Origin of the sequence: Actinomadura xylanilytica (genome assembly GCF_030283145.1) — a bacterium.
GTDB lineage: Bacteria > Actinomycetota > Actinomycetes > Streptosporangiales > Streptosporangiaceae > Spirillospora > Spirillospora xylanilytica.
The window spans coordinates 714,599-731,392 of sequence record NZ_JASNWE010000004.1; the positions used below are offsets into that span (position 1 = coordinate 714,599).

The following is a 16,794-nucleotide window of genomic DNA, read 5'->3' on the forward strand; positions in this document are numbered from 1 at the left end:
CGCACGTTCTTTCATGTGCGATCGCGGGAGCCCGGACGCGCGGACCGAACACGGCACGGACGCCCGGACGCGCCCGTGCGTGCGAGCCGGAGAAGGCGGGGAACGATGAAACGGCACCTCATGGGCGCCATCGCCGCGGGCCTGACAGTGGCCCTCAGCGTGAGCGGCTGCGGCAAGGGGAGCTCGTCGAAGGGCGACGGCTCCGACGGCAAGACGATCAAGTTCGTCGCGGCGATCTACAGCGACAACACCGAGCCGTACTGGCAGGCTCTGATCAAGGACTTCGAGGCCAAGAACGCCGGCTACAAGGTGCAGCTGGAGATGGTCGACTGGGCCCAGATGGACGCCAAGGTCAAGACCTACGTCCAGACCAAGCAGGTCCCCGACCTGCTCAACTACAACGCCTTCTCCGACTTCGCCCGGGACGGCCTGATCTACAAGGCGTCCGAGGTGGTCTCGCCGCAGGTGCTGAGCGACTTCAGCCCGACCTTCGTCGACCAGGCCAAGTACAGCGGCGAGCAGTACGCGCTGCCGTTCATCTCCAGCGCCCGGCTGCTGTTCTACAACAAGGCCCTGTTCAAGAAGGCCGGCATCGCCGACCCGCCCAAGACCTGGGCGGACGTCAAGACCGACGCCGAGAAGGTCAAGAAGTCCGGCCAGATCGGCTACGGCCTGCCGCTCGGACCCGAGGAGGCCCAGGCCGAGTTCTACTCCTGGGCGATGAACAACGGCGGCGACTGGGTGGACGGCTCCGGCAAGTGGGCCATCAACCAGCCGGCCAACATCGAGACGCTGGCCTTCCTCAAGGACCTCAACAAGTCCGGGCTGACCCAGCCCAACCCGGAGACCACCGACCGCAAGACGGTCTTCAACCAGTTCGCCCAGGGCAAGATCGGGATGTCCATCGGCGGCCCCTTCACCAAGGCCAGCTTCATCGACCCGGCCAAGAAGAACATCGACTTCGGCGTCGCGCCGCTGCCGACCAAGGCCGGCGGCGACCCGAGCACGCTCGGCGTGATGGACGTGCTCGCCTCGTTCAAGAAGGACGGCGGCAAGAACAAGGAGGCCGTCACCAAGTTCCTCGACTTCTTCTACCAGAAGGACAACACCGCCAAGTTCCTCACCAAGGAGGGCTTCCTCCCGGTGACCAAGTCGGCGAACGACCTCCTCAGCGCCGACCCGTACATGAAGCAGTTCGTGGACGCGCTGCCGACCTCCAAGTTCGCCCCGACCGGCAACCCGGCGTGGACCGCCGTGGCGGGCGCGGTCAAGCAGAGCCTCGGCACCTCGGTGGCGGACGGCGACCCGAAGAAGGTTCTGGACGAGATCCAGAAGACGGCCGAGAAGAGCGGCTGAGTGCACGACGTCAAGCCCGGGGTGCGGGATCTCGGGGCCCCGGCCCCGAGGTCCCGCCCCTCCGCCGCGCGGCGGGCCGGCCGCGCGCTGGCCCCCTTGCTGTGGCTCGGCCCGGCCCTCGTCCTCATCGCCGTGGTGGTGCTGTGGCCGGTCGTGGAGATGGTCCGCACCTCGCTGCTGAAGATCAGCTCGTCCGGCGTCACCCTCGGCTCCACCGGCTCGCGCAACTACCTCGACCTCTTTGACGAGACCGACCTGATCCCGGTGGTGCTGCGCACCCTGCTGTGGGTGGCCGGCGTCGTGGCGATCACGATGGTGCTCTCGCTGGCGCTCGGCCAGCTCCTGAACGCCCGCTTCCCCGGCCGCCGGCTGGTGCGCTGGACGGTCATCGTGCCGTGGGCGGCGTCGGTGCTGATGACCGCGCTGGTCTGGAAGTGGATGCTCGACAACTACTCCGGGCTGGTCAACCGGCTGCTGCTGGACCTGCACGTGATCGACCACCCGGTGAACTGGCTGGCCCACCCGGACCAGGCGATGCTGTGGATGATGTGGGTGGCGGTGTTCGTCTCGCTGCCGTTCACCTCGTTCGTCATCCTGGCCGGGCTCCAGACGATCCCCGGCGAGGTGTACGAGGCGGCGCGGGTCGACGGCGCCGGGACGCTGCGCACCTACTTCGGCATCACGCTGCCGCTGCTGCGCCCGTCGGTGCTGATCGCCTCCATCGTCAACGTGATCAACGTGTTCAACTCGTTCCCGATCATCTGGACGATGACCCAGGGCGGTCCCGGGCACGCCACCGACACCACCACCACCTTCATGTACAAGATCGCCTTCTTCGACCAGAACGTCGGCGAGTCCGCCGCCATGGCCGTGGTCAACTTCGTGCTGATCCTGGTGATGGTGCTGCTCTACCTGCGCGCCTCGCGCTGGCGGGAGGAGATCCGATGACCCGGACGCCCGCGGGCCGCCGCCCGCCGCGGCTGCGCACCGTCCTGCTGACCGGCGCCGGCTGGCTGGTCGGCCTGGTGTTCCTGCTGCCGTACCTCCAGATGGGCCTGACCGCCCTCAAGTCCGGGGACGAGCTGAACGAGTCGCCGGGCAGCTACCTTCCGCACAGCTGGCAGTGGTCCAACTTCGTCGACGTGTGGTCGGACGCGCCGATCTGGAAGAACATCCAGGTCTCGCTCCTGGTGGCCGCCGTCGCGACACTGGTGACCCTGCTGTGCGCGCTGCCCGCCGCCTACTACACCGCCCGCAACCGGTTCCGCGGCCGGAACGCGTTCCTGCTGCTGGTGCTGGTCACCCAGATGTTCGCGCCGACCGCGCTGGTGATCGGCATCTACCGGGAGATGGTCGCGCTCAACCTGACCGACACGCTGATGGCGCTGATCCTGGTGAACGCGGCGTTCAACCTGCCGTTCTGCGTCTGGATCCTGCACGGCTACTTCTCCAGCATCCCCAAGGAACTGGAGGAGGCCGCGTTCCTCGACGGCGCGGGCCGGATCGGCGCGCTCACCCGGGTGACGCTCCCCATCTCGATGCCGGGCGTGGTGACGGCGGTCGTCTACACCTTCATCTCGGCATGGAACGAGTACATCGTCGCGCTCACCGTGACGGCCTCGCCCGACCGGCGCCCCCTCACGGTGGCGATCCCGTCCTTCGTGACGCAGTACCAGGAGCACTGGCAGTACCTGTTCGCCACCTCGCTGATCGGGATCGTCCCCGTGGTGATCCTGTTCATCTTCATCGAGCGCTTCCTGATCGGCGGCCTCACCGCCGGCTCCATCAAGTGATCCCGTCGCCGTCCCCCACCGGGGGGCGGCGGCACCCACGACCGCCCGACCCCGACCGTCGGTCACACCACGCGAACGGTCGGCGTCCTAGGCATAGAACTCGGGCGGGTCGGCGGCGGCTCTCGGCTCGACCATCGTGACCGTCCTGTGCGACTTGGAGTCTCTGTTCGGTCACGTCCAGTGAAGTCATGACGGATGCCACAACGACAGGGGAGGATCGGAGGAGGAACAGGGGAGGGTATCTCCTCCCCCCTGCGAGGAGGTGCATCGCAGTGTTCACCGCCGACCGCAAGGCCATAGCCGCGACGTCACCCGCCCGGCTCCCCGCGGCGCCCGCGGGCACGACCGACTAGTCCGCCACAACGCCGACGAGCACGACCTCCAGTCCGCCGTCGGGGAGTCCGGAGAGATCGCCGCGTGGTGCCTCAATAACAGTGACCGGCTGGCCGGGTCCCGTGCCATCACACGAGGCGATGCTGATCTCCCGCCTCGCGCGCTGGCGCAGGGCGAGGAGCGCGAGCGCACGGCCCACAACGACCTGGTGCATCTACTGCTGGACCACCAGGGCGACCCGTAGACCCCTTCGGGCGGGCGGCGTTCCCGAGCGAGTCACAACACCCCGCGCCCTGTCCGCCCGGAGGTTCCAAGCGTGGCATCCGGCCGCGCCGGCATCGTGGAGGAGTACGGCAATGGGCAAGCATGGCGACAAGGACAATCCGAAGGACGACCCCAAGGGCGGCGACGGCAGCAGTCCCCAGGGCGGCAAGCGTGGCAGCGGTGGGGACGACGGCGGCAACAAGGGGGACGGGAAGAGTCCCAAGTGATCGAATCTGTTCCTCGGCATCTGTTCGTCCCTGATCGCGCGTTGGCGATGCCGGACAGCGACGAACCGAACCATCCGATCGATCGGGAGGCGCGGCCGGAGGAGTGGCGGGCAGCGGTGGACTCCAACACCGCGATCATCACCCAGTTCGATGACGGGGCTGAGGGCGGCGCCGGCCTGTTCAGCTCGTCGTGCTCTGCTCCGGCCACCGTGCGGGACTTCCTGTCCGCGCTGGACCTGCGAGATCGTGACCGGGTCCTGGAAATCGGGACCGGGACGGGCTGGACGGCCGCTCTGATCTCGCATCGAGTCGGGTCCGAGAACGTGACCAGCATCGAGATCGATCCGGAGGTACTGGCCCAGGCAGAGAAGAACCTGAAACAGGCCGGCTACCTTCCCCGCCTGGTCCAAGGGGACGGGACGGCCGGCCAACCTGACGGAGCCCCCTACGACCGTGTTCATGTGGCCTGCGGAGTCTCCGAAGTTCCCCATGCATGGGTGGAGCAGGCCCGGCCGGGCGGGGTGATCGTGCTTCCGTGGAATCCCCTGTACGGCAACGGTCACCTGGCACGCCTGACCGTGGCCGGAAACGGCACTGCGCTGGGCCGGTTCCCTGAGTTCGCCAACTACATGATGGCCAGAGGGCAGAGGATCACCGGACGGTCCGTCTCCTCCTACACGGAAGGTACCGAGCCGGCCCGCAGCACGACCGAGCTCGATCCCCGCACCGTCGCGTGGGACTCCTACGGAGCGGACATCGCCATCGGGACTCTTGTCCCCGGTGTGGAGAAGCGGATGTGCGCCGCAGATGACGACTCTGGGGAGTGGACGTTGTGGCTCCTGGAGCCCGGCTCCGGTTCCTGGGCATCAGTGGACTACGAACCGGGCCGCGCAGCGTTCACGGTGGAGCAATGGGGAGACCGCCACCTGTGGCACGAGGCAGCGGCGGCTTACCTTCAATGGGTCGACTGGGGAAGCCCGTCCCAGGACCGCTTCGGCATGACCGTGGCCTCAGAAGGCCAAACGATCTGGCTCGACTCCCCGGACAACCCCATCAACCCCTGAAAGGGTGGGACTCTGGCCCCTGTCGCTTCGTGCGGCAGGGGCTTCGTCACCTGGCCCCGACCAGACCGGACTCACCGTCTGTCCAGACGACGGAGCCGGACGCCCCGTCCCGCCGGGCGACTCCGACGACGCCGAGCGTGACGTAGTCGCCGCTCACCGCGCCGACCTGAACGCGGCGGACGAGCCCAGACGTGTCCGGGGGGGCGTCGGCGAGGACCTCGTTCACGTGGTTGACCGCCCGGCCCCGGTCATCGGTCACACCGCCCGCGCGGTCGGCGTCCCAGGCATAGAACTCGGGCGGGTCGGCGGAGGCTCTCGGCTTGAACATCGTGACCGTCCCGTGTGACGTGGAGTTCTGATCTGGTGACGTCCAGTGAACTTGTGGCGCGCGTCACGCCGCCAGGGGAGCATTGCGGGTGACCGGGACGGAGACTTTCGCGTCTCCGCCCCACGGGCGATCAGCGAATGGTGCACGCCGATGACCGACCATCGACCGCTGTGGGCGAAGAGATTGCAGGCCGAGCGCGAGGCGCGCGGGTCTCAGCCGAACGGATGGAGCAAGAGAGAGATGGCCCGGCAGTTGCTGCGTGCAGCCGGACACGAGCACGGATCTGTGGACAACCTCGCCCGGCAGATCCGAGACTGGGAGCGTGGCCTGCACTTCCCGCGCGACTGGGCCGATGCGTACGCCAGAGCGTTCGGCCTGGCCCGAGGTGACCTGTTCCCCGAAAGGGAGGACGATGAAGTGAAACGCCGTACCATGCTCGGCCTCATCGCAGCCGCTGCGGCGGGGCCGCTCGGCCGCGACGCCGAGCCACTGCGCACCACTCTGGACGACGCCGTCCACGCAGAGGCGACCGAACGGGACGCGGACGCTTGGGAACGCGTGGCGTTCGACTACGCCCACGAGGTCGACTCCGTGTCGAACGCGCTGCTCCTGCCGGAACTCCTCACCGACTTCACGGAGATCAGTGCCCTGATCGGCCGCGCGTCGGGGCTGACCCGACAACGCCTCGTGCACGCGGCCGCTCAGATGGCAGCTCTCACCGCGATCACGCTGATGGGCCTCGGTGAGCAGCGCAGCGCGCGCCGCTGGTGGCGAACCGCCGGTCGCGCAGCGGACGAATCCGGCGACCAAGCCGTCGCGTCCCAGGTCCGTGGACGGCAGGCGGTCTTCTCCCTGTACGGAGACGCCCCTACCCTGTCGACCTTGGACATCGCGGACGAGGCGATTCGTCTCAGCCGGGGAATGGCCTGTGCCGGGGCCGCGAGCGGGCACGCGGCCAGAGCCCAGGCCCTCGCCCAACTCGGCCGTCACCAAGAGGCATCGGGAGCCCTCACCGACCTGGAGGACGTGTTCGTGTGCCTGCCCGACCGGACCCGCGACGACCGCGCGTCGCAATGGGGATGGTCTGAACAGCGGCTCCACCATGTCGCCAGCTACGTCCACACCTTCGCCGGCGACGCCGAGAAGGCGGGCCGCGCACAAGACCTCGCCATCGCGCTCTACCCCGAACGCAGCCACCTGGGCCGCGCCCAGGTCGAGCTACATCGGGCGGGCTGCCTGCTCCGCGCCGGAGACGCCGAAGAGGGCGCGCGGCACGTGGTTCGGGTCTTCCAAGAAATCCCGGCCGAACTCAGCGGGAACGTAGTGGTACGCCGTACCGCGTTCACCTCGCTCGGCCTGGCGCCTCCGGCCGACAGCGGACGCACGGCGGTCCGCGACGCACACGAACTTCTCGCGGCGACGACCTCGGGAGACCTATGACTCCGCGCATCACCTTCACCCGGCACGACTCGGGCTCGGCGGAGCAGAGCCTCATGAGCGTGATCGTGCCGCTGTACGAGGCCAGCCACGCCGACGTCATCGCCGATCCCTTCTACTCCAGCGACCGGTTCGCCGAGCGCGTCCGCGGCTACATGAAGGCACCCGGGTTCGAGATCATCGTCGCGTACGTGGACGACGTTCCCGTGGGGCAGGCGTTCGGGTACGCGCTGCCCGTCGGCGCGCGGTGGTGGGAGGGCCTCACCACGGCCGTGCCGAGCGGCTTCACGGCGGAGACCGGGGACCGGACGTTCGCGTTCAACGAGCTCATGATCGTCCCGGCCTGGCAGCGCCGGGGCGTGGCGCACGCGCTCCACGACAAGCTGCTGAACGGCCGGGACGAGGAGCGTGCCACGCTCCTCGTACGCGAGGACAACGACTCCGCGCAGGCCGCGTACGCCCGGTGGGGGTGGAAGAAGATCGGGAAACTCAGGCCCTTCGCCGATGCCCCGGACTTCGACGCGATGATCTTCGACCTCGCGGCGGCGGCCGGGCCCGGGGCTTAGGGCCTGTCTCAGAGTGCCTCGGCCGTCGCGTGAGCGTGTTACCTGGCCGGTGGGGCGAAGCCGGAGGCGAGCCCCACCGGCCAGATCGCGAAGCGATGTCGCGCTCGCCCAAGCCAGGTCGGCGTCCGAGCCGCCAGGCGAGGATGCCGGGCCGGGCGTTTGGAAACACAGCCGGTCAGCCGACGGGCTCCAGCGGGGTCTCCGACGTGGGCCGCTGGTCGAACTGGGTGCGGTGGAGTTCGGCGTAGCGGCCGTTCAGGGCGAGCAGGTCGTCGTGGGTGCCGCGCTCGACGATCCGGCCCGCCTCGATGACCAGGATCAGGTCGGCGGCGCGGACGGTGGACAGCCGGTGCGCGATCACCACGGCGGTGCGGCCTTCGAGGGCCTCGCCGAGGGCCTCCTGGACGGCCGCCTCCGAGGTGGAGTCGAGGTGCGCGGTGGCCTCGTCGAGGATCACCACGCGGGGGCGGTTGAGCAGCAGGCGGGCGATGGTGAGGCGCTGCCGCTCGCCGCCGGACAGCCGGTAACCGCGCTCGCCGACGATGGTCTCCAGGCCGTCCGGCAGGCTCGCGATCAGGGTGTCGAGGCGGGCCCGGCGCAGCACGTCCCACAGGTCGTCCTCGGTGGCCTCGGGACGGGCGAGCAGCAGGTTCTCGCGGATCGACTCGTGGAACAGGTGACCGTCCTGGGTGACCATGCCGAGGGTCTCGCGGATCGACTCGAAGGTCAGGTCGCGCACGTCGACGCCGCCGAGCCGGACGGCGCCCTCGTCGGCGTCGTACAGGCGGGGCAGGAGCTGGGCGATGGTGGACTTGCCCGCGCCGGACGAGCCGACCAGCGCCACCATCTGGCCGGGCTCGGCGCGGAACGAGACCTCGTGCAGTACCTGGACGCCGCCGCGGGTGTCGAGGCTCGCGACCTCTTCGAGCGAGGCCAGCGACACCTTGTCGGCGGACGGGTAGGCGAACGAGACGGCGTCGAACTCGACCGCGGCCGGTCCGTCCGGCACGGTGCCGGCGGTCTCGCGCTCGGCGACCAGCGGCTCGAGGTCGAGCACCTCGAAGACCCGCTCGAAGCTGACCAGCGCGCTCATCACCTCGACGCGGGCGCTGGCGAGCGCGGTGAGCGGCGCGTACAGCCGGGTGAGCAGGAGCGCGAGGGAGACCACCGCGCCCGCGTCGAGCTGGCCGCGCAGGGAGAAGAAGCCGCCCAGGCCGTAGACGAGGGCGAGCGCGAGCGCCGACACGACGGTGAGGGCGGTGACGAAAACGTGCTGCACCATCGCGGCGCGGACGCCGATGTCGCGGACCCGGCCGGCCCGCGCGGCGAACTCGGCGGACTCGCGGGCGGGACGGCCGAACAGCTTGACCAGCGTCGCGCCAGGAGCGGAGAACCGCTCGGTCATCTGGGTGCTCATCGCGGCGTCGTGCGCGGCGGCCTCGCGCTGGAGCCGGGCCAGCTTGCGGCCCATCCGGCGGGCGGGCAGCACGAAGACCGGCAGCAGCACCAGGGCGAGCAGAGTGATCTGCCAGGAGATCCCGACCATCACCGCGAAGGTCAGCAGCAGCGTCACCAGGTTGCTGACCACGCCGGACAGCGTGTCGCTGAACGCGCGCTGCGCGCCGATGACGTCGTTGTTGAGCCGGCTGACCAGGGCCCCGGTGCGGGTGCGGGTGAAGAACGCCACCGGCATCCGCTGCACGTGGTCGAAGACGGTGGTGCGGAGCTGGAGGATCAGGCCCTCGCCGAGCCGGGACGACAGCCAGCGGTTGGCCAGCCCGAGCGCGCCCTCGGCGAGCGCGAGGACCGCGATGACCACGGCGAGCCACACCACCGTGCCGGTGCCGGACCCGTCGACGATCGCGTCGACCACCCGGCCGGCCAGTACCGGGGTCGCGACCGCGAGGACGGCCATCAGCACGCTGAACACCAGGAACGCGGCCAGCATCCGGCGGTGCGGGCGGGCGAACCGGCCGATGCGGCGCAGCGTCGCGCGGGACAAGGGCCTGCGGTCCTGCGCGTTCATCGCGTGGTGCAACGACATCCACGCGGTCACTTCCATGTCCATCGGACCTGCCGCCCCTCGGGTAGGTGTTCCTGCTCTCGTCCGAACATCATCGGACCTCAATGAAGGTTGAGGTCAATCCCCGGTCCAGCCCGAGTGTCCCCCGCGGGTCCGACACTTTTGCCTCCCGGCCGCCCGGCGGCTTGAATGACGGCAGGACCGGCCACCGTCGAAGGGCGTCACGATCACATGGACATCGAGAAGCTGCGCGCGGACACGCCGGGCTGCGCGGGCGTCGCGCACCTCAACAACGCCGGGGCGGCGCTGCCGCCCCAGCCGGTGATCGACGCGGTCGCCGGGCACTTCGCGCTGGAGTCGTCGATCGGCGGCTACGAGGCCGCCGACCGCGGCGCCGCCGCCATCGCGCACTTCTACGACGCGGTGGCCGGGCTGATCGGCGCGCACCGCGACGAGATCGCCTATGTGGAGAACGCGACCCGCGCCTGGGACATGGCCTTCCACTCGATCCCGTTCGCGGCGGGCGACCGCATCGTCACCACCACCAGCGAGTACGCCAGCAACGCCATCGCCTACCGGCAGGTCGCCGGGGCGCGCGGCGTCCGCGTCACCGTGCTCCCCGACGACGAGCACGGCACGCTGTCCCTGGAGGCGCTCGCCGCCGAGCTGGCGCGCGGCGACGTCCGGCTGGTCTCGATCAACCACATCCCGACCTACAACGGCCTGGTCAACCCGGCCGCCGAGGTCGGCCGGCTCTGCCGCGAGACCGGCACCCTCTACCTGCTGGACGCCTGCCAGTCGGTCGGGCAGCTCGGCGTGGACGTCCGCGAGATCGGCTGCGACATGCTGTCGTCCACCGGCCGCAAGTACCTGCGCGGGCCGCGCGGCACCGGGTTCCTCTACGTGCGGCGGCAGATCGTCCAGACACTGGAGCCGCCGTTCCTCGACCTGCACTCGGCCGAGTGGACGGGCCCCGACACCTACGAGATCGCCGCCGGGGCGCGGCGGTTCGAGACCTGGGAGTGGTACGTCGCCGGGCAGATCGGGCTGGGCGTGGCCGCCGAGTACGCGGCCGGCATCGGCGTCGCGGCGATCGAGGAGCGCGTCACCGCGCTCGCCGCGACGCTGCGGGACCGGCTCGCCGAACGCCCCGGCGTACGGCTGCTCGACCGGGGCGCCCGGCGCTCGGGCCTGGTCACGTTCACGGTGGACGGGCACGGGTCCGACGCCGTCAAGGCCGCGCTGCGCGCCGCGGGCGTCAACGTGAGCGTCACCACCGGCTCGCACTCGCGGTTCGACCCGAAGGCCGTCCCCGCCGCCGTGCGCGCGTCCGTGCACTACTACAACACCGGCGACGAACTGGGCCGCCTGCTGGACGCGCTCCCCCGCTGACCCGCCGGCGGCCCCGGCTCAGGAGCAGAGCGCCGGCGCCAGCGAGGACGCGGCGGTCTTGTAGACCTTCTCGCCCTCGTCGAAGGAGAGGTTGCCCGCGACGACGGCCGACTTCGCGCCGTCGCGGGTGCCCGCGACCAGGCTGGAGTAGCCGAACACGATGCCGTCGTGCCCCCAGGCGACGCCGCCGGGCGCGCACGGCGCCTTGATCGGCAGGATGCCGAGGCCGTATCCGAACGCTCCGGTGTCGAGCATCTGGCCCATCGCGCTCGGGGGCAGCAGCCGGCCGGCCATCAGCGCGCGCAGGAACGTCGCCTCGTCCTCGGCGGTCGAGATCACCGCGCCCGCCGTCCAGGCCCAGCTGAAGTTGTAGACCGTGGTGTCGAACCGCGTCGGGTCGGACGAGCCGTCGACCAGCGCGCGCGGCACGTAGCCCGACAGGTGGCGGCCGGCCACGTGCGTGGTGTCGCGCGGGAAGGTGGTGCCGCGCATCCCGAGCGGCCTGAAGATCCGCCGGGTCAGCTCCGCCTCGGCGCTGTGCCGGGTGACCCGCTCGATCAGCATCCCGGCCAGGACGTAGTTGGTGTTGGAGTACTCCCACTTGGTGCCGGGGACGGCGCGCGGCGCGGGGTTGGTGAGCGCCGTGCGCACCACCCGGGCGGGGGTGAACCGCTCGAAGCGGTGGTCCTTGAACGAGGACGTCTCGCGCCAGAGCATCTGGTCCTGGTGCAGTCCGCTGGTCTGCTGGAGCAGGTGCCGGACGGTGATCCGCCCGTCCAGCCCCAGGCCGGGCAGCCGGGCCGCGACCTTGTCGTCCAGGCCGAGCCGCCCCTCGGCGACCAGTTGCAGGACGACGGTCGCGACCATCGTCTTGGTGTTGCTGCCGATGCGGTACCGGTCGCCGGCGCGGGCGGGACGCTTGGTCCGCAGGTCGGCGACGCCCCGCGCGGCCTCCCTCGTCCCCGCGCGCGTCTGCACGGCCACGAGCGCGCCGGGCGCCCCGGCCTTCACGACCTGTTCGGCGAGCGTCCCCGGGGAGACCGGGGCGGGCGCGGGCGCACCGGCGGGCGCGGGGGCCGCGAGCGCGGAGGTGGTGCCGAGGGTGAGCGACGCGGCGGCGAGGGCCGTGGCGATCCACCGTTTCCGCGGGATTCCGGGCAGCACGAAGCACACCTTCCTTCCGAAGGCCGTCGACCTTTTCGCAGGTCGTTGAAAAGGGTTTCGTGAGGGGCGCGGTCAGCCGCGCCGCGACAGGACGATGAGCGCGCCGGCGAAGCTGGCCCCGCCCACGCCGCAGATGACCGCCCAGGGCATCCCGTCGCCGCCCCGGGCGAGGTCGACGACGAAGCCGCCGACGCAGAAGACCGCGAGCACGCTGAACCCGAAGTCGGAGGCGCGCAGCCGCAGCGTCCGCTGGCGCTCGTCGCCCTCGTCGCCGCCCAGCAGGGCGACCGATTCGGACCGCCGGAACAGCAGCAGCACCGCGGCGTACACGACCATGATCCCGAGCAGCAGCGAGCCGAGGACCCAGTCGCCGTTCAGCCCGACGGCCAGGAACATCGCCAGGCCCCCAACCACCGAGGTCACCGGCACCAGCCAGCGACCGCCCTTCCCGTCATTCTTGGTCGACATGGAATACCTCCTCCACCGCACGCTCGAAGAAACGCGCCAAAGTGATCGCCAACGGCAGGGACGGGCTGTACCTGCCCGTCTCGATGGCGTTGACCGTCTGGCGGGAGACGCCGAGCACCTTGCCGAGATCCCCCTGGGAGAGCCCTCTGGTGAGCCGGAGCTCCCTGACGTCGTTCCGCATGTGTCAAGGATGCTTTACATCGGCCGCCCTGTCAAGCGTCCTTTACATAGGCCCGGGCCGCCCGCGCGCTCCCCCGGTGCGCGCGGGCGGCCCCGGCCTGTCCCGCCTGCGGTCAGCCGCCCGCTTCGAACTCCGCGAACAGCCGCGAGGCGGCGGGCTGGTCCCAGGCGAGCAGGAGCGGATCGGCCCGGTCGGGGCGGCTGGGCACCACTCCGATGCGCACGTCGTCGGCGCCCGTACGGCCCAGGCTGTCCGCCAGGGAGCGGAACCCGGCCAGGTCCAGCTTCGGCGACACCTCGATTGCCCCCGCCGCGACCTTGAGGAAGGACGCGAACCGCACCGGGTTCCGGAGCTGCTCCCGCTTCGCCTGCCCGACCAGCGCGGCCATCAGCCGCTGCTGCCGCCCGACCCGGTCCAGGTCGGACCCGTCGCTCCCCGGCAGGTGGCGCGCGCGGGCGTAGGCGAGGGCCTGCGCCCCGCCCAGCAGGAGGTGCCCGGCGTGGACGCGCAGGCCCGAGTTCCGGTCGGCCAGCGCGCGCGGCATCGTGATCTCGACGCCGCCGAGCGCGTCCACCATCCGCCGGAACCCGTCGAACTCGATCACCATCGTCCGATCGACGCGCACCCCCGTCATCGCCTGCACGGTCTTGACCAGGCAAGACGTCCCGCCTGCCGCGTAGACCGCGCCGAGCCGGGCCGTCCCGGCCGCCCTGGGCCCGCCGCCTGCCGGATGGCCGCAGGCGGGGGCCCGCACCTTCGAGTCGCGGGGCAGGCTGACCACGCTCACCTTCGCGCGGTCGGCGGGCAGGTGCGCCAGCACCACGCTGTCCGCCCGCGCGGGCCCCGGACGCCGCGCGTCCGAGCCGACCAGCAGCAGGTTCATCGCCGTGCCCGCGCCCGCCGCGGGGTCCGCGTGCCGGGCCGGGTCCGCACCGCCCCCGGCGCTCAGCAGGACGGAGGGCACCAGGATGAGCGCGGCCGTGCCCGCCGCCACCGCCCCGAACAGGCCCCACCGTCCGGGACGCCGCGCGCCCCGGACGCGCACCGTCCCGGCCGCCGCGTCGGCGAGCCGCCGCCGCTGCCGGGCGAGCGAGGCGGGCGGCTCGTGCTCCAGTTCACCGCCGAGGTCGCGGAGCATTCCAAGGTCGTCCATCGCTACTCCTCCTCGTGCATCGGGTTGGTGTCCCCGAGCGCGGCGCGCACCTTGCGGCGCGCCCGGTTGAGCCGGGACCGGACGGTGCCGACAGGGACGCCGAGCGCCCGCGCGACCTCCTCGTAGGTCAGGTCACCCCACGCCACCAGCAGCAGGACGTCCAGGTCGCGCCGGGGCAGCCGGGCCAGCGCCGCGCTGAGCGCGGGCCGCGACGCCGTCGCGGTCACCCCGTTGGCGACCCGATCGGCCGGGCCCTCCACCGGGCCCTCGACGGGGCTGCGCCGCAGCGCCCGGTACCGCGCGCCCTCGGTGCGGTGGTGCCGGGACACCAGCTTGGTCGCGATCCCGAACAGCCAGGGCCTGGCGTCGCCCTGCGCGACGTCGTAGCGGTCCCTGCGGCTGAACGCGGCGAGGAACGTCTCGCCGACCAGGTCCTCGGCCGCCTCGGGCCCGAGCCTGCGCGAGACGTACCGGTAGAGCATTCCCGAATAGCGGTCGAACAGGGCGCCGAACGCCTCCGGGTCGTCCCGCGACCGTTCGATGAGCTCCGCGTCGCTCCCGGTGGCGGGGGCGTCGATGGAGAGCGCACCGGTGCCGGGCGCGGTCATCGCGGACACCATGGCATGAAGGCTGGCCTTCCCGTGGGGGCATTGTCAGCGGTGTATCTCCACTCGTCCCCGGGAGGGTTCACGCGGATGGGGTTCATGCGGATGGGGTTCACGGGGGTTCGCGGCGCCCGGCCCGTTCGCCGGCACCCCGAATGAGCATTCCCGACATAAACGCTAGATCAACGATTCAGAATGAAGGGACCTTCCCGATAGACTGCGCGTCCTTCAAGGTGCACGGGGGTCACCGGCGAGAGGCCGCACCGTCCACGCGTGGAGGCTGGAGCCGAGGAGGTCGCGCCGTTGAAGGACGCACAGCAGGAACCGGAGACGGCCGACCCGACCGAGCCCGCCGAGGAGCCGGCCGAGAAGTCGGAGAAGGCCGAGGTCCGGGAACCCGCCGAAGCCGGAACCGAGGACGAGGCTGAGGCCGAGGACGGAGCCGAAGCCGAGGACGGAGCTGGAACCGAGGTCGAGGACGAAGCCGAGGACGGAGCCGGAGCTGAGGCCGAGGCCGAGGAGCCGGAGAAGGCCGAGGAGCCGGAGAGGACTCCGGTGCGGACGGCCGCCGGGAAGGGGACGCCCCGCGCGGCCACCGCGGAGTTCCGCGCCGTCACACTCCCGGTCGAGCCTCCTGAAGAGGAGCCGCCTCCCCCCGCGGAAGAGCCGGACCCGTACCTGACACGGCCAGACATCTCCCTCCCCCGCCTTGAGACCCTCCCGCCCGAGCCGGAGGCCGAGCCGGAGCCGGAGGCCGAGCCGGAGCCGGAACCCGAGCCGGAACCTGTACCCGAGCCGGAACCCGCGCCCCAGGTCGACGAGACGGTGACCGAGTTTCCCGCCGAGGCGCTTCCGGAACCGGCGAAGAAGGCCGCCGGGCCGTCGGCGAACTCGTCCGGGCAGTGGACCGTCTCGTGGCAGAACGCCCCCGTACCGAGTGCCAGCCCGACGGTGCAGGAGCCGATCCCGGCCCTGCCCCAGCCCGAGCCGCTCCCCCAGCCTGAGCCGCCCGTCCAACCCGAGCCGCTCCCCCGGCCCCAACCGCTGCCCCAGCCGCAGTCGTACGCTCAGCCCCAGCCGTATGCCCAACCGCAACCGCAACCGCAACCACAGCCGCAGGAGCGGCGGCTTCCTCCGCCGCCGCTGCCGGAGGCTCCACCGGCACCGCCCGTGGTGCCGCCGCAGTATCAGCACCCCATCGCGCCCAAGGCCGCGCCGAAGGGCAGGCGGGGACGGCGGGCGCTGATCACGGTGATCGCCGCGCTCGTGCTCATCGCGGGCCTGGTGACGGGTCAGCTCGTGCGGACGGTGCCCGATCCTGCGCTCGACCTCACGCTGTCCTCGTCCGCCCACACCTTCACGGGGAGCCCTCCGCGGCTGCCGCTGCCGGTGCAGGGCCAGTCCGCGATCTCCGTGGACGGGCTCGGCACGATGGGCTCGTCCGGCGGTTCGTCGCCGACCCCGACGGCCAGCGTCGCCAAGGTGATGACCGCGTACGTGTTCCTGCGCGACCATCCGCTGAAGTCCGGCGAGCCCGGTCCGGTCTTCACCGTTTCGCCCGCGGCGGCGGCCGAGATCCCGGCGCGCAGGCAGCGCGACGAGTCGCTGCTGGGGGTGACCGCGAACCAGCGGCTCACCCAGCGCAAGGCGCTCGAGGCGCTGATGCTCATCTCGGCGAACGACGTCGCGCACGAACTGGCCCGCTGGGACTCGGGCGGCGACCAGGCGTTTGTGCAGAAGATGAACGACGCCGCGCGGTCGCTCGGCATGACCGGCACGACCTACACCGATCCGAGCGGGTACGACTCGGGCACCGTGAGCACCGCGGCCGACCAGGTCAAGCTGCTGAGCGCGGCGATCAAGACCGCCTCGTTCGGCGAGATCGTGAACAACCGCGCCTACGTTCCGAGCGACGGCGGCCCGGCGCGTCCCGGCGGCAACGCCCTGCTCGGCCAGTACGGCGTGATCGGCGGGAAGACCGGCTACACCGACGCGGCGGGCGGCAACTACGTCTTCGCCGCCCGCAAGCGGGTCGCGGGCGTCACGACGCTGGTCGTGGGCGCGGTGATGGGGCAGCGCTCGACCAGCGCCATGGCGGCCATCACGGTGGGGGCGCGTCTGGTCGCCGCCGCCGAGAACGCGCTGACCGCCGCCGAGCTGGCGCCCGCGGGCGCGCGCGTGGCGGTGGTCGACGACGGGCTCGGCGGCCGGACGCCGCTGCGCGCCGCGTCCCCGGTCACCGTGGTCGGCTGGGCGGGGCTCACCGTCCCGGTCGGCGTCACGGACGACCCGCCGCACGAGGCCGGCAAGGGCGAGAAGGTCGGCGCGGTGACCGCCGGAGCGGCCCGTATCCCCCTCACCCTGGACGCCGATCTCGGCGCGCCGTCCCTGCTGCACCGCCTCATCCGCCTCGGCTGAGCCGCCCGCGCCTCCGCCGGGC

16 protein-coding genes are annotated in these 16,794 nt (G+C 71.4%); 9 read left to right on the forward strand and 7 right to left on the reverse strand.

All coding sequences use genetic code 11. From position 1 onward, the window contains the following. Positions 1–105: 105 nt before the first annotated feature. The 5 genes from QP090_RS27210 (at position 106) to QP090_RS27230 (ending at position 5,037) form a co-directional block, all read left to right on the forward strand. Entirely contained in the window at positions 106–1,356 is a 1,251-nt protein-coding gene (locus QP090_RS27210) for an extracellular solute-binding protein (protein ID WP_285942257.1), read from the forward strand. Further along, complete coding sequence (locus QP090_RS27215; protein WP_285942258.1) at positions 1,357–2,304, forward strand: carbohydrate ABC transporter permease; 948 nt, start codon at positions 1,357–1,359, stop codon at positions 2,302–2,304. After that, complete coding sequence (locus QP090_RS27220) at positions 2,301–3,149, forward strand: carbohydrate ABC transporter permease (RefSeq protein ID WP_285942259.1); 849 nt, start codon at positions 2,301–2,303, stop codon at positions 3,147–3,149. Before QP090_RS27215 ends, QP090_RS27220 begins: the two co-directional genes overlap by 4 nt. Before the next feature lie 689 nt (positions 3,150–3,838). Further along, a complete protein-coding gene (locus QP090_RS27225) occupies positions 3,839–3,973 on the forward strand; it encodes a hypothetical protein (protein WP_285942260.1) in 135 nt (44 codons plus the stop codon). Next, a complete protein-coding gene (locus QP090_RS27230; RefSeq protein ID WP_285942261.1) occupies positions 3,970–5,037 on the forward strand; it encodes a methyltransferase domain-containing protein in 1,068 nt (355 codons plus the stop codon). Before QP090_RS27225 ends, QP090_RS27230 begins: the two co-directional genes overlap by 4 nt. A gap of 46 nt (positions 5,038–5,083) precedes the next feature. Here QP090_RS27230 and QP090_RS27235 read toward each other — a convergent pair whose 3' ends face one another. Beyond that, entirely contained in the window at positions 5,084–5,365 is a 282-nt protein-coding gene (locus QP090_RS27235; RefSeq protein WP_285942262.1) for a hypothetical protein, read from the reverse strand. Between the two features lie 150 nt (positions 5,366–5,515). On the opposite strand from QP090_RS27235, the gene QP090_RS27240 reads away from it, so the two are divergent. Both QP090_RS27240 and QP090_RS27245 read left to right on the forward strand, forming a co-directional pair. Further along, entirely contained in the window at positions 5,516–6,805 is a 1,290-nt protein-coding gene (locus QP090_RS27240; protein ID WP_285942263.1) for an NsdA family TPR-like regulatory protein, read from the forward strand. Then, positions 6,802–7,368, forward strand: a complete 567-nt coding sequence (locus QP090_RS27245; RefSeq protein WP_285942264.1) for a GNAT family N-acetyltransferase — start codon at positions 6,802–6,804, stop codon at positions 7,366–7,368. Before QP090_RS27240 ends, QP090_RS27245 begins: the two co-directional genes overlap by 4 nt. A 175-nt stretch (positions 7,369–7,543) precedes the next feature. Here QP090_RS27245 and QP090_RS27250 read toward each other — a convergent pair whose 3' ends face one another. Further along, positions 7,544–9,436, reverse strand: a complete 1,893-nt coding sequence (locus QP090_RS27250; protein ID WP_285942265.1) for an ABC transporter ATP-binding protein — start codon at positions 9,434–9,436, stop codon at positions 7,544–7,546. A 186-nt stretch (positions 9,437–9,622) separates the two neighbouring features. Between QP090_RS27250 and QP090_RS27255 the strand changes: the two genes are divergently transcribed. Beyond that, positions 9,623–10,783: an aminotransferase class V-fold PLP-dependent enzyme gene (locus QP090_RS27255; RefSeq protein ID WP_285942266.1), complete on the forward strand. Its 1,161-nt coding sequence runs from the start codon at positions 9,623–9,625 to the stop codon at positions 10,781–10,783. Positions 10,784–10,801: 18 nt separating this feature from the next. Here QP090_RS27255 and QP090_RS27260 read toward each other — a convergent pair whose 3' ends face one another. The 5 genes from QP090_RS27260 to QP090_RS27280 all read right to left on the reverse strand — a co-directional run bounded on the left by QP090_RS27260 (position 10,802) and on the right by QP090_RS27280 (position 14,369). Continuing rightward, positions 10,802–11,947, reverse strand: a complete 1,146-nt coding sequence (locus QP090_RS27260) for a serine hydrolase domain-containing protein (RefSeq protein WP_285942267.1) — start codon at positions 11,945–11,947, stop codon at positions 10,802–10,804. Between the two features lie 72 nt (positions 11,948–12,019). Beyond that, positions 12,020–12,415, reverse strand: a complete 396-nt coding sequence (locus tag QP090_RS27265; RefSeq protein WP_285942268.1) for a hypothetical protein — start codon at positions 12,413–12,415, stop codon at positions 12,020–12,022. After that, positions 12,399–12,596, reverse strand: coding sequence for a helix-turn-helix transcriptional regulator (locus QP090_RS27270; RefSeq protein ID WP_285942269.1), 198 nt, complete (start codon positions 12,594–12,596; stop codon positions 12,399–12,401). Before QP090_RS27270 ends, QP090_RS27265 begins: the two co-directional genes overlap by 17 nt. 112 nt (positions 12,597–12,708) lie before the next feature. After that, positions 12,709–13,749 carry an LCP family protein gene (locus QP090_RS27275; protein ID WP_285942270.1) on the reverse strand — a complete coding sequence of 347 codons (1,041 nt, stop codon included), beginning with the start codon at positions 13,747–13,749 and terminating at the stop codon, positions 12,709–12,711. Positions 13,750–13,751: 2 nt separating this feature from the next. Next, positions 13,752–14,369, reverse strand: a complete 618-nt coding sequence (locus QP090_RS27280) for an RNA polymerase sigma factor (protein WP_285942271.1) — start codon at positions 14,367–14,369, stop codon at positions 13,752–13,754. 258 nt (positions 14,370–14,627) lie between these two features. On the opposite strand from QP090_RS27280, the gene QP090_RS27285 reads away from it, so the two are divergent. Continuing rightward, on the forward strand, positions 14,628–16,772 hold the full coding sequence (locus tag QP090_RS27285) for a D-alanyl-D-alanine carboxypeptidase family protein (RefSeq protein WP_285942272.1): 2,145 nt from the start codon (positions 14,628–14,630) through the stop codon (positions 16,770–16,772). Positions 16,773–16,794: the final 22 nt, after the last annotated feature.